This window comes from Falsihalocynthiibacter sp. BN13B15, from assembly GCF_041205415.1.
GTDB classification, from domain to species: Bacteria; Pseudomonadota; Alphaproteobacteria; order Rhodobacterales; family Rhodobacteraceae; genus Falsihalocynthiibacter; species Falsihalocynthiibacter arcticus.
The window spans coordinates 321145-334750 of the sequence record NZ_JBGFCE010000002.1; the positions used below are offsets into that span (position 1 = coordinate 321145).

At 53.0% G+C, this 13606-nt stretch carries 10 protein-coding genes; 8 read left to right on the forward strand and 2 right to left on the reverse strand.

The features are described 5' to 3' along the window. Window positions 1–95 precede the first annotated feature (95 nt). Window positions 96–3428, forward strand: coding sequence for a glycosyltransferase (locus AB9F26_RS04190; RefSeq protein WP_369767358.1), 3333 nt, complete (start codon window positions 96–98; stop codon window positions 3426–3428). Window positions 3429–3574: 146 nt separating this feature from the next. Here the strand turns inward: AB9F26_RS04190 and AB9F26_RS04195 are convergent, their stop codons facing one another. Further along, window positions 3575–4036 (reverse strand): hypothetical protein, encoded by a 462-nt coding sequence (locus AB9F26_RS04195; protein ID WP_369767359.1) that lies wholly within the window; start codon window positions 4034–4036, stop codon window positions 3575–3577. Between the two features lie 412 nt (window positions 4037–4448). Here AB9F26_RS04195 and AB9F26_RS04200 point away from each other — a divergent pair, with 412 nt between their 5' ends. From AB9F26_RS04200 to AB9F26_RS04215, 4 genes are all read left to right on the forward strand, one after another. After that, a complete protein-coding gene (locus tag AB9F26_RS04200) occupies window positions 4449–4721 on the forward strand; it encodes a DUF3302 domain-containing protein (protein ID WP_335583471.1) in 273 nt (90 codons plus the stop codon). Between the two features lie 51 nt (window positions 4722–4772). After that, a complete protein-coding gene (locus tag AB9F26_RS04205; RefSeq protein ID WP_369755583.1) occupies window positions 4773–6032 on the forward strand; it encodes an HlyD family secretion protein in 1260 nt (419 codons plus the stop codon). 259 nt (window positions 6033–6291) lie between these two features. Further along, complete coding sequence (locus AB9F26_RS04210) at window positions 6292–7686, forward strand: glutamate decarboxylase (protein ID WP_335583469.1); 1395 nt, start codon at window positions 6292–6294, stop codon at window positions 7684–7686. A 152-nt stretch (window positions 7687–7838) separates the two neighbouring features. Continuing rightward, a complete protein-coding gene (locus tag AB9F26_RS04215) occupies window positions 7839–8576 on the forward strand; it encodes a hypothetical protein (protein WP_335583468.1) in 738 nt (245 codons plus the stop codon). Window positions 8577–8581: 5 nt separating this feature from the next. On the opposite strand, the gene pcaD is transcribed toward AB9F26_RS04215, so the two are convergent. After that, the gene (gene pcaD, locus AB9F26_RS04220; protein WP_335583467.1) at window positions 8582–9373 is read right to left on the reverse strand and encodes a 3-oxoadipate enol-lactonase; all 792 of its coding nucleotides are present in this window, start codon (window positions 9371–9373) and stop codon (window positions 8582–8584) included. Window positions 9374–9795: 422 nt separating this feature from the next. Between pcaD and hmgA the strand changes: the two genes are divergently transcribed. The 3 genes from hmgA to AB9F26_RS04235 all read left to right on the forward strand — a co-directional run bounded on the left by hmgA (window position 9796) and on the right by AB9F26_RS04235 (window position 13605). Continuing rightward, on the forward strand, window positions 9796–11157 hold the full coding sequence (gene hmgA, locus AB9F26_RS04225; RefSeq protein ID WP_335583466.1) for a homogentisate 1,2-dioxygenase: 1362 nt from the start codon (window positions 9796–9798) through the stop codon (window positions 11155–11157). Between the two features lie 78 nt (window positions 11158–11235). Continuing rightward, window positions 11236–12498: a fumarylacetoacetase gene (gene fahA, locus AB9F26_RS04230; protein ID WP_369767361.1), complete on the forward strand. Its 1263-nt coding sequence runs from the start codon at window positions 11236–11238 to the stop codon at window positions 12496–12498. A 105-nt stretch (window positions 12499–12603) separates the two neighbouring features. Beyond that, window positions 12604–13605 carry a Gfo/Idh/MocA family protein gene (locus AB9F26_RS04235; protein ID WP_369767362.1) on the forward strand — a complete coding sequence of 334 codons (1002 nt, stop codon included), beginning with the start codon at window positions 12604–12606 and terminating at the stop codon, window positions 13603–13605. Window position 13606 lies beyond the last annotated feature (1 nt).

Here is a 13606-nt window from a genome sequence, read left to right on the forward strand (position 1 = left end):
GCGCACTCAGTTCATTGCTTTTCTAGACTAACTCATTTTCAGGCATTGTCTGGGTCGCGGGATTAAGTCCTCGGGGGGGGTATTGGGTGCGGAAAATGTTGTTTGAAGATAGGACAGGCACGCGCGTTGTCCTTTGGAGGGGTGTCGTTGCGAGCCTTCTAATTGGGCTTCCACTGTGGGCCGGCGACTATCTGTATCGAATTTATAATCTGCCCACATTACCACATGTCGTGGCTTCTAGCACAGAACAACTTGATCCCGATCTTTCGGGCTTGGGGCAAGAGGCTTGGTTTGAAAGCCGCCTTAAGCCCGAAGTCACAGAAAATTGCCAGCGTTCAGCAAATGGTGCGCGCAAGGTCTTTGGCTATCTTCCAGCGAACGATCCGCGCGCTTTATCTGGATTTTGGCAGCACTGCTCCGACTTAGACGCGGTCATCGCAGAAAGTTTTGTTTTTGACGCGCACAGCCAAGGTCTAACATCCGTTGGTCAGGATTATTTTACGTCGAAGCGAGATGTGCAATTGCCAGAGGTTCTGCTGTCCATCAAGCCGCAGTCGAGCGAATTGGAGCAAGGTTTTGAACGGTTCCTTATGGACCAGAAAAAACGCGCAACCTTGGTGGAGAAACTCGCGTTGGAAACCGCTGGTCGCACCTTTGCGGGGCTGTGTTTGGATCTGACAGGGTATCCCGCGCTCGCCTCCGATGGGCTTGTCGCCTTGCTTGATGAAGTTGCTTCCATGCGGGAGGGGAGCGACACAAAAACCTGTCTCATCGCAGGTGCGGATGCGGCGCTTTGGCAACGCAAGGACTTGATCGACGCTGTGGATTTTGGAGTCGTTCAGGGCTTCCAGACGAATAGAGCGGCCTTCACACCCATCGCCCCCGCGGACTGGTTCGCGCCGGCAATGGCCGAGGTGTCAACGCATCTTCCTGTCGAAAAACGGGTCATTGCCCTTGGAGCGTTCGGGGAACAGTGGCAGACGGGCCGTGCCACCAGCCAAACCGTTTCCTACAGTGAGGCGCTGTGGATGACGAACCGATTTAAGGGCAATGTTGGCGAAAACCTTCAACTCGGAAACACGTATCTTCAATTCGTAGACACAGACCGGCAACGAAACCGGATTTGGCTTTCTGATGCTGTGTCGCTCTACAATCAGATGCGCGCGTTGGAAAACGACCAGACCGTCGCAGTTTGGCCGTTAGGGTATGAAGATCCAGCGATTTGGCCGGTTTTGTCGGCACCAGTCGAGAGTGATGCGGCGCGCAACAGTTTGTCGAGGCGCATTTCCCTTGAGGACAGCTTGATCCATATCGGCCGTGGCGTTGCGGTTATGGAGGTCGTGAATGCCACCGTGGGAAGGCGGAAAGTCACATTCGACGGGTCCGGACGTGCGATCACGCAAACCTATGAAACACTGCCGACCCCTGCAATACTGCGCCATGACGTACATCCCAATGACACGCAAGCGCTCGTGACGTTCAACGGTTTTGGAGGTGAAAGCGACCTCAATACCTTGCTTGGTGTTTTGCACGACAACAATATCAGCGCGACCTTTTTCCTAAGAGATCGCGGGCTGCTTGATATTGGGGCCAAACTCCCTCATGTGGAGGCGCTTGGCCACACTCTTGGTACAATTGTCAGAAGCCTTGCTACGGCAGGCCCATTTGAAGCCGACCTAGAACAACTGGCCAATAATAAAGCGCAACATGTCTTGGCCCATCTAACCGGACACCGCACTACGCTTATTCGCAACGCGGGCCAACCCTTTGATATGCCATCAACCCGAAAGGAACTCGCAATAACGCGTGCGTGGGTTGCGCAAGATTTCATTCCAATATCCAACGGAGCCGTATTCCAAAATCCCGAGACGGATCGCGCAGGCTTTGTTGCCCAACTTCGCGAAGCAAGTCTCACAGGCCATCCGGCGGTTATGTCGTTTGACCTGACAACCAAATATGCTGCGGAGCTTATTGCAACTCTGCCGGACCTGTTTGCCGATTTGCGGCGGGACGGGTTCACGTTTGCGCCCTTGGCCGAAGTTGCTAACCTTGGTGCGGCGGAAATAGCTCCGCTCGATCCGATTTCAAAGAGGGCGCGCGACACGGTCACCTATCGCCTTCTCAACTTCTGGTATTTTGGCCTGACGACAACCTTTCTTGTCTTGCTCGTTTTTGCGATTGTCAGATCGTTGATTTACCTTGTTTTGGCTTTCTTTCGCAAACCTTCGCCACAGCGTGACCCTGAATACCTTCCGGGGATTACAGTTGTGGTGCCAGCCTATAACGAGGCGAATGTTATTGTACGGAGCGTTTGGTCAATTCTGGGCTCGAACTATCCCAACTTTGAAATCATCGTGGTGGATGATGGCTCGTCCGACGGAACCTATGATACGGTCAACGCGGAGTTTCACAATCATCCACGCGTCAGGATCATCCGGCAAGAAAACGGCGGCAAATGGCAGGCCGAGAACCACGCGTTGCAGTATATCAAAACGCCCTTCTTTGTGGGGGTGGATGCCGATACTATTTTAGATCCTGATGCTCTAGGTTGGTTGGTTCAGCACTTCAAAGACGAGCGTGTCGGAGCGGTGGCAGGCTTTGTGGAGGTCGGCAATCGAAAGGGGTATCTGACGTCCTGCCAAGCGCTGGAATACCTCGTTAGCCAAGCGGTCACGCGGCGCAGTTTCGAAACCATCAACGGTATTTTTGTTGTGCCCGGTGCGATCGGGGCTTGGCGGGTTGCGGCAGTTGAGGCCGCAAATAGGTATTCGGGCGATACAATCACCGAGGATGCCGACCTGACGGTTGCGGTGCATCGCGCCGGTTATACCGTTCGTTTTCAAGAACAAGCGCGCGCCTATACTGAGGCCCCCGAACAGACTAAAGCTTTCTTGAAGCAACGGCGGCGCTGGACGTTGGGGATGCTGCAAACCTCGTGGAAACATTGGCGCTCTATTCCAGAACGCCGTGCGATTGGGCTTGTGTCGATTATGGACGCGATCTGGTTTAGTCTGTTGACGAGTATGGTGTCGCCCTTCGTCGATTTGCTTTTGCTCAGCATCTTGGTCAAGACGGTGATTGAATACAGCCTGCATGGAGCGCTCAACGTTACAGGATTTCCAACCGTGGTCTTGATCAGCTATATTGTCCTTGTGGCTATCGACATGGCCTACACTCTTACAGCGTTCTGGTTTGAACGAAAGTTCGACCTAAAACTGCTGTTGCTGACAATTATCCTGCGTTTTGGGTACCGGCAACTGATCTATTTTTCGTCCTTTCAAGCGATCAGAGACGCGTTAACTGGCCGCTTGCCCGGCTGGCAAAAACTGGAACGCACAGCTTCCCGACTAAGCGCCAACCTAAATTTGGTGAGCCCGGTTCTTGTGAGCATAAAACAAACAGACTCGGGCCGGAAAATGAGAACTTAAAACCTGCCAGTTGCGTTGCAGAACGAAAGTGCTTGCGGCGAAATATCGTCCGGAGATTGACGGAGTGCGTGCCATCACAGTTCTCGCGGTCATTGTTTATCATTCTGATACGACATTCTTGAGGGGAGGGGGCCTTGATCTCGCAATTAATCATGGAAAATTTGAGCCTCGGACGATTTACCTTCGGGAACTTCCATACCGGTTGCCACGATTTTAGCGACATTAGGTCTGCTCGCCGTCATTTCATCCCTCGTGCTGCTTAACGCCTCTACGCTGCCCTTAGTTGCGGGTGCCTCCGTGATTTTAGTGTTTGCAGTTGGCAACACCCCAATCGCACCTCCTTTGTCGTGGCGACCATTGGTTGCTATGGGGCTGATCAGTTGCAGCGCGACTGTACGATTCAACTCCCCCAGTCCCCCGACGTTTTCGGATTGATTGCCTTGTCGATCTTGGTGGCGCCGTTCACCTACCACTTCGTTGAAATACCCTTCCGAAAACGTAACAAAAGGGCCGTGATATCCTTGCGCGGGCGTATCTCTTGCCGTCGTCGGTGTCGTGTTGGCAATTGGGGTTAACCAATCCACACCGCGACCCACCAGCGTTTCCATCCCGCGAGCGCCGCCGAAATAGACTTTTTGCGGACGTTGGATCCCGAGATTTCGGTCTTATAACTTGAGAATTTCCTGCGCCCGAATGGCGTGTGTGACACAATGATCGGGTCGACTTCTATGTTTCGCGATGAAGGGCATCTTTCAATCGAAGGATCGCGCTATCTCGGGACGCATACTGATTTCATGCGTAAAATCATTGCTAAATCCAATCTAAGGTATGGAGCTTAGGAACGGGGAAATATTCGAATCGATGCCAGCTATAGGAAAAGTTTTTCCATGAGGTTAGAAGTGGCCAAACCCAAAAGAATGGCATGTGAATTCAAGAAAAAGAGGCCCGTAAAATTTGAAGCTTAGAGGCGCCGTGCAAATTATATTTGTAAGACAACTTGTTCTAATGTATGGTTCTTTAATGCCACACACAACATTAGATTACGTTTCTCTCTTCCTGATTTTCTTCTCAATCCTTGTGATTGTCGTGGGGATTGTTGTCGTCCATGAAATCCCGGGTAAAGTCGCAAAAGCGCGCAATCACCCACAGTTGGATGCGATCAAGATCACCAGTTATTTAGGCTTGCTGGTCTTTCCACTATGGATGCTCGCCCTCATCTGGGCCCATTTCCGCCCTTGGACCGTTTCAGGTCTTGAGGGGACTTCCGACAGTCCTCCGCCGGAACAGAAATAGCCTCCCCGCCAACGACCCCTTCTTCATACAACCCAGTCAGGACGCCAGAAAATGGAAATCCTTGTTACGATTGCCTATCTGTTTTTGATCCGGTTGGTTTTTTTTGATTTTAAATGGTTGAAGTTCAATCTTGTCTGGGGGCTTTTGTGCTCTGGCCTTTATGCTTCGGCCGCTTTGGTTGAGGTTGTTTTTCTTGGACAACTTACCCCTTATTCGGATTCCGCGTTTGTCCAGAGATACGTCGTCCAGATTGGGCCCCAATTTGGCGGCACAGTCACAGAGGTTCACGTTAAACAGGACGACATAGTGAAGCTCGGCGATCCTTTGTTCAGTCTTGAGAAGGACACGTTCCAAGCTACGGTCGATGAAAATCAAGCCAGTCTGGTTTTGGCCAAGCAAAATATAAAAATCATGCAGGCGCAATTGACCTCTGCCGGAGCAAATGTTGCGCATCAGGAAAGCTTGCTTGAACAGACTTCTGTTCAGGTTGAAATTTCCAAAGCAGCTGTCTCGGCGGCACAGGCCCGAGCGAAATACGATGTCGACGAAGCGGCCAGACAAACAAAACTGGCAGAAGAAGGTGCTGCACGAAAGGACCTAGCGGAGCGTGCGCGTCAGACCGCGGCTGTTTCAACCGAATTGGTTATCGAGGCTGAAAAGCAGCTAAAAGAAGACGAACTGATTGCGCGTGATAGCTCCGAACTGGACGTGGCAAAGGCAGCCTACGAAGAAGCAAAACTGTCGCTTGATGCGATGATCGATGGCGAACATGCCTCCGTTAGATTGGCTGAGGCGGCGTTGGCCCATTCCACAGCAATTTTGAAGGACCGCACAGTCTATGCGCCCTCGGATGGTCAGATTCTGAATCTCCAACTTCAACCCGGCGATGTTGTGCGGCTTAAAACGCCCGTCCTGACATTCGTGAACGAAGCCGATCCTTGGATTTTGATGAAAATTCGCCAAAAGGGTGCGCAGCATATCACCGTTGGCGATATCGGCGAAGTGGCCTTTGAAATGTACCCGGGTTACGTGTTTGCCGCCGAAGTCACGCGGATCATTTACGGCAATGGAAACGCCCAGTTGCAGCCTTCTGGCGTGCTCCCGAGGGAGCAACAGGTCGTACCGGGGGAAACATTTTTTGTGGCAATGAGGCTGACCGATCAGTACCCCAACTTCCCGTTGCGTTTTGGGGCTAAGGGGATCGCTGCGATTTATACCTCCGACGCGGCCGATATACTCAAGGTCTTGCGGAAAATTGAACTGCGTTCCGAGAGTTATCTGAACTACGTGTACAATCCATTCCGAGGATAAACGCGTCCGCGTTAACTCTCGGCGCTATCCCTATTTATGCCTGACGCATTCAAGGTTGACCGTAACGAGGCTTACTTGGGCTGAGATATGTTTATACGGTTCTAGTTGTAAAACCGCAGTGCCCAACTAGGTTGGAAGGTGGACCGACGGACAAATTTTGTACTATACAACAGACAACAGTTTGATCTTGCGCCAGAAAACAGAGAGCTCATATTTTGGTTCTTCTCGACCTTCGGCGCGCCAACAATGAGGGACTACAATGGTCGACACCACCAAGACGCCTGCGCCATCTAACCATTTCGACGAAATTTACGGCTCCGACGAGATGTCGGTCCCGCTTTCAGAAAGCATCTTTCCCGGAAGCGAAAGTGACCCGCGCAATGTCTATGCATCGATCCGCGACGAGTTGATGCTTGACGGTAACTCGCGCCAAAACCTCGCAACGTTCTGCCAGACTTGGGAAGAGCCTGAAATCCACCAATTGATGGACGATTGCATTGATAAAAACATGGTGGACAAGGACGAATATCCACAGACTGCGGAGATCGAGCAACGCTGTGTGCGTATGCTTGCGGACCTTTGGAATGCGCCCAGCGATGAAGCTACGGGTTGCTCTACGACAGGGTCGAGCGAGGCGGCGATGCTGGGTGGATTGGCGATGAAGCGCCGCTGGGAAGCCCGCCGCAAAGCCGAGGGTAAGCCGATCGATAAGCCCAACCTGATCACAGGTCCCGTGCAGGTTTGTTGGCATAAATTCACCCGCTATTGGGATGTGGAACACCGCGAAATTCCGATGGAAAACGGACGCCTTTTGATGACGCCAGAAGAGGTGTTGAGCCTGTGTGACGAGAACACCATTGGTGTCGTGCCCACGCTTGGCGTGACATTCACGGGGCAATACGAACCCGTCGAGGCGGTTTCTGCGGCGCTCGATAAGTATGAAGCTGAAACGGGCCTTGATATTCCGATCCACGTTGATGGCGCTTCGGGCGGGTTTCTTGCGCCGTTCTGTGCTCCTGAATTGATGTGGGATTTCCGCCTGCCACGGGTGAAGTCGATAAACGCGTCCGGACATAAATTTGGCCTCGCGCCGCTTGGTGTGGGCTGGATCGTTTGGCGCAGCGCCGACGATCTTCCGGAAAACTTGGTGTTCTGGGTGAATTATCTGGGCGGAAATATGCGCGATATCGGGCTTAATTTCTCGCGTCCGGGCGGGCCTATCACGTGCCAATACTATAATTTCCAACGACTTGGGCGGGAAGGTTACACCAAAATCCACAAGGCGTGCTACGCGACCGCGCAATATCTCGCGGCCGAAATTGGCGCGCTTGGGCCGTTTGACATTGTCTACGATGGCGATATGACGTCTGGTATCCCCGCTCTGTGTTGGACGCTCAAACCCGATGTTGATCTTGGATTTACCCTGTTCGATTTGGCCGATCGTCTGCGGATTTATGGCTGGCAAGTGCCCGCATATACCTTGCCTGCAAACTGTCAGACCCAAGCTATTCAACGCATTTTGGTGCGCAACGGAGTCAGTCGCGACCTTGCTACGCTCCTGATCCGCGATATCCGTAAAGCGTTGGCACATTTGACAAAACATCCGGCGGAAACACCGCTTGGCGAAAATGCCGCCGGTGGTTTTCATCATTGACCGAAGACTGTCGCATCCCCTCCACTGATGGGCCGAAAGTCAGCGCTGCAAGCGGCCCATGGCCGTTTGTAACGCGTCGGCAATATGCGCATCGTGGGCAGCAGCACGTCTGGCGCTCGCGAGATCATCGCAAGGGATTGCGGCGGGCATTTTTGCCCACTTATAGTGACGCGTGGAAACCAGAAAGCCTGAACGTCTGGATCGGCAGCGGGTTCTCGATTGGATCGTTCTTGTTCATCGCCGGTTCGATTCTAACGCTGTGGCCTGTGGCTGCGCACACCTTTTCGATGTCTGGATTTGACGTTAATGCGGTCTTTTTCCTCGGTTCGATTTTTTTCACGATAGCGGGATACCTGCAGTTGTTTCAGGCCGCGAACTCGGGCGCATTACCGCATGAAAACGCTGAACCTCGGCGGTTTGTTTTGATTGGCTGGCAACCCTCTCAAATCGGCTGGCTTAGTAGTTTTTTGCAATTCCTGGGAACGCTTTTATTTAATGCCTGCACCTTTATGGCGTTGCTGTCGATTGAAAGCTGGCTTCAGCAGGACTTAGCGATTTGGGTACCAGATCTTCTTGGGTCCATCCTTTTTCTCACCTCTGGATATCTGGCATTTATCGAGACTTGCCACCGCTATTGGTCGTGGCGTCCGTGGGATATCTCGTGGTGGGGCGCGTTGGTCAATTTCGCGGGTTGCGTCGCGTTTATGATCTCTGCCGTCATGGCCTTCGTGCCGTCAGGTGGCGCGAGCAGTGCTGTTATTACTGCGTCGGTCGCTTGGACGTTGATTGGGGCGGTTGGTTTTTTTGTGGGCGCTGTGCTCGTGCTGGTGGAATGCCGCGTAAACGCCTCTCCACCAGTTGCGTTGCCGTCCACTACTCCGGCCTTATAAGGCGCTTACTGGTTAAGGGTGCGCCAAAGATCGTTCACATGACCGGCGATGATTTCGGGGACCTCAAGGCAGGGCAGATGCCCAACACCTTGGATGATTTCCAGCTTTGAATCCGCAATCAAGTCAGAGAGTGCACGTACAAGTTCGGGCGGCGTTGCTTTGTCTTCGGAGCCGCCAATGCAGATTGTAGGGACGGCTATCGCGCGGGTTGATACGGTTAGGTCCGCGTCGCGAATGGCTCTGCAGGTTTGCGCATAGCCCTCGACGCTGGTTCGCGTCAGCATGTTGCGATATCCCGCCAATTGCGCGGATTTAGTCTTGTGGAATTCTGCTGAAAACCACCTTTCCATCACCGCATCCGCCATGGGTTCTAAGCCCGTGGCTTCGACCGCTTCTATACGCTGGTTCCACGTGGCGTCGTCGCCGATTTTGGCGCCCGTGTTGCTCAACACAAGCCCCGCAACCAGATCGGGGCGAAGTGCAGCAAGAGATTGGGCGATCAATCCACCAACGGATACGCCGCAAATGATGGCCGCTGTGAGGCCAAGATGGTCCATCAAACCGGCCACATCTTGAGCGAGGCCTTCAATGCTGATCGCTCCCATATCACTCAGACCGTGCCCGCGTTTATCCATCATCAATTTAGGAACATCAGGCAGTTTGTCTGCCACGCCCTGCCAAATCCGAAAATCTGTTCCCAAGGAGTTGAGGAAGACAACGGGCTTCGCCGCTTTTGTTCCGGAGTGGAAGCTGTAGTGCAAATTGGTGTCGCGGATTTTTTCGAATTGTAATGACATAGTATGGCTGCCCGTTATCCAAGGGTGGAGCGTACCAGTTGCGGTGCGCGTTTTCAAAAACCTGCGGCGCGAAACCGCACTGACCTAATACATAACGTATCACAGGCTGATCTGCGTGCACTTCGTTTTTTATGTCTGTGATGAATTTAGTGATGGGGTGTGGTTAAGTATATATCTTAAATTCAATTAGTTACGCTTCTATTTTAATGCGTCACATCGATCTCAGTGGGCAGGCGACACTATCTAAACATGCGACCTCACACGCGCCATCAAATTTTCGCAGGCATGTTTTTTGCTGGGATTTGACAGAAGCGCCCCGAAAGTTTCGGAAATATCTAGTAATACGTTTTAGACGAAACAAGCGTTGTTAGTTACAAAAGCAACTGATATTTTGAACGCAATGGCAATTGTCGGAGGCCTCCATGAATACGCAAATTCCACCACACCGAATGGTTCAGGCCCCATCCTTGCCCGGCCCCAACACGGGGTACATGCCTGGATTTGGCAATGACTATGAGACCGAAGTGCTTGAGGGGGCGTTGCCACAGGGCATGAATAGTCCGCAGAAATGCAACTATGGTCTGTATGGTGAGCAGCTTTCAGGGACCGCATTTACGGCTCCAAGTCATCAAAACGAACGCACGTGGTGTTATCGAATTCGCCCGTCGGTTAAGCATTCGCACCGATATGAAAAAATCGATCTGCCGTATTGGAAATCCGCGCCGAACGTCCTGAATGATGTGACCAGCCTTGGGCAATATCGCTGGGATCCGGTGCCCCATGGCGATCATCCACTGACGTGGTTGACGGGGATGCGCACGATGACGACGGCGGGAGATGTGAACACTCAAGTCGGCATGGCGACCCATATTTATCTGGTCACCGAAAGCATGGAGGACAGCTATTTCTTCTCGGCAGACAGCGAAATGCTGGTGGTGCCACAGGAGGGGAGGTTGCGGTTTTATACCGAGCTTGGAATTCTGGATGTGGAGCCTAAGGAAATCGCGATTATCCCGCGCGGGCTTGTGTATCGCGTCGAAGTGCTTGAGGGGCCAGCGCGCGGATTTGTCTGCGAGAATTATGGACAGAAATTTGAGCTGCCGGGGCGGGGGCCGATTGGGGCGAATTGTATGGCCAACCCGCGCGACTTTAAGGCGCCTGTTGCAGCCTATGAAGATCGCGAAGTGCCCTCAACTGTGACCGTGAAATGGTGTGGGCAGTTCCATGAAACCAAGATCGGCCAGTCGCCTTTGGATGTGGTGGCGTGGCACGGAAATTACGCGCCGGTGAAATATGATCTGCGGACGTATTGCCCTGTAGGGGCAATCTTGTTTGATCATCCAGACCCTTCGATTTTTACGGTTCTGACGGCGCCTTCGGGGCAAGCTGGGACGGCCAATATCGACTTTGTGCTGTTCCGCGAGCGCTGGATGGTGGCCGAAGATACCTTCCGTCCGCCTTGGTACCACAAGAATATTATGTCCGAGATGATGGGCAATATTTATGGCAAGTATGATGCCAAACCGAAGGGGTTTGTGCCCGGCGGGATTAGTTTGCACAATATGATGTTGCCGCATGGGCCAGATAAAAACGCCTTTGAGGGCGCGTCCAATGCCGACCTCAAGGCCGAGAAGCTCGACAACACGATGTCGTTTATGTTCGAGACCCGTTTCCCCCAACATCTGACCGCATTCGCCGGTAAGGAGGCGCCGCTTCAGGATGACTATATCGATTGTTGGGAGAGTCTTGAGAAGAAATTCGACGGGACTGCGGGCAAGAAATGAAACGGTATACTATGTTTAAGTCGCAATGAAATATGTGATGGGTCGCGCCGATCACCAGCAAACTATTAAGGGAACATCATGACGAAATTGCATCGCTCTTGGGTGGAAAGCGCCAACAACGCCTCGACTTCTTTCCCACTCAATAACTTGCCGTATGGTGTGTTCTCTGTAGGCGAAACCTCTCCGCGATGCGGGGTGGCTATCGGGGACTATATCCTTGATATTCAATTGCTTGAAGGCGCAGGGCTGCTCGACTTTAACGGCGCATTCGAGGCTGGGTCGTGGAACGCTTTTATGGCACAGGGCCGCAGCAAATGGGATGCGCTGCGCGCACGTTTGATCGAGTTGTTGTCCGAGGGAAGCAACGAGCAGGAACGCGTCGCGGCCTACTTGGTTGCCCAGTGTGAGGCCACCCTACACATGCCCTTTCAAGTGCGCGAATACACCGATTTTTACGCAGGCATTCAGCACGCCAAAAATATGGGTGAAATCCTGCGTGGGTCGCCAGATTTGCCCGCGAATTGGTTGCACATTCCCATCGGTTATAATGGGCGCGCGTCCTCGATTGTGGTGTCGGGCACGCCGATCCACCGCCCCAACGGCCAGACCAAAGCGCCGGACGCCGAGGTGCCATCCTTTGGCCCAACCAAACGTTTGGACATCGAATTGGAATTGGGCGCCATCGTGGGGACGGGCACTAAGTTGGGCCAACCGATTACTGTGGATGAGGCCGACGACATGATCTTTGGCTATGTTCTGCTCAATGATTGGTCTGCGCGCGATATCCAAGGCTGGGAATACCAACCGCTAGGCCCGTTCCAGGGCAAAGCCTTTGGCACAAGCATCAGTCCCTGGATCGTGACGGCTGTCGCGCTAAACCCCTTCCGCGCGGCGACACCACCGCGTGAAAAGGCGCTGCTACCCTATTTGAACGGCACAAAAAACGGGTTGTATGACATTGATCTTGAGGTGCTGATGCAACCCAAAGGGGCTGCGACAGCCACCGTAATCAGCAGAACCAACTACAATCGCATGTATTACTCTGCCGCCGAACAACTGTGCCACCACGCAAGCAGCGGTTGCGCCATGAACACGGCGGATTTGTTGGGGTCGGGCACAATTTCGGGGCCCACACGCGACGAGTTTGGATCGCTCATGGAACTCAGCTGGGCAGGGCGCAAACCTTTCGCCTTAGACACTGGCGAAATCCGCAGCTTCATCGAAGATGGTGACACGCTAACTTTGCGAGGTAAAGCGCAAGGGGACGGGTATGTCATTGGGTTTGGCGACTGTAGCGGGATGATCCTTCCCGCTGTAACTCGTTGCCGCTCAGAAGCCTGACAAATAGTATTCCATAACTAGTTTTTAAAAATGTGTTGACTGGCTGGAACGTTCCAAATAATAGTGGATTCGAAATTGGAACGTTCCAAATAGTTAGGAGATAGTATGAACTGGGGATTGATAGGGGCGAGCACTATTGCAGCTGAGCATTTGATTTCGGCGATCCGGTCTTGTGCGGACAATCAGATCATTTCAGTGCTCAGCGCGAATGCGGAACGGGGTGCGGAGTATGCAAAGACGCATGATATCATGTCCTCCACAACGGATCTTGAGGCGATGCTTGCCGACCCGGATCTTGATGCCGTCTATATCTCAACCACAAACGAAAAGCATAAATTTCAAGCGCTTGCGGCGATTGCTGCGGGAAAACATGTGCTGTGTGAAAAGCCTTTGGCAATGTCCTGTGCGGATGCGCTTGCGATGGTCAATGCTGCCGAGAAGGCTGGCGTTGTTCTCGCGACGAACCACCATTTGCGCAATGCTGGGTCGCACTTGAAAATCAAAGAATTGATTGCCGCGGGCCGGATTGGCGATGTGCAGGCCGTGCGTGTTTTCCATGCGGTTTACCTGCCTGAATCGCTTCAAGGCTGGCGTATTAACAATGCTGCGGCGGGGGGCGGTGTCATACCAGATATCGTTGTGCATGACGCGGACACGGTTGGCTTTCATCTCGGGGAATATCCGTTGGAAGTGACGGCGATTGAGGCCTCCGGCAGTTTGGGGCAGGGGGTTGAGGATTCAGTCATGTCTGTCTGGAAAATGCCGTCAGGAATATTGGTCCAGACCCATGAAGGTTTCACGCTTCGCCACGCCGAAACGGGTCTCGAATTTCATGGCACCAAAGGGTCGATCATTACCAAAAACGTAATGACGCAACAGCCCATTGGGCAAGTTGAGTTGCGCACGGCGGACGGCGTTGAGGAGATTAAGTTCAGCGATCATAATCTCTATGCGCGGTCGATAGATCGCTTTATGGGCGCGGTTGCAGGGCAGGGTCAGCCTGCCGCGACAGGGCGCGATGGCGTGCGCTCGCTTGCCGTCGCCGCAGCCGTCAAACAGGCCGCGACCACGGGAACTCGCGTCGCTGTCAATTACGGAGGCTTGTAAG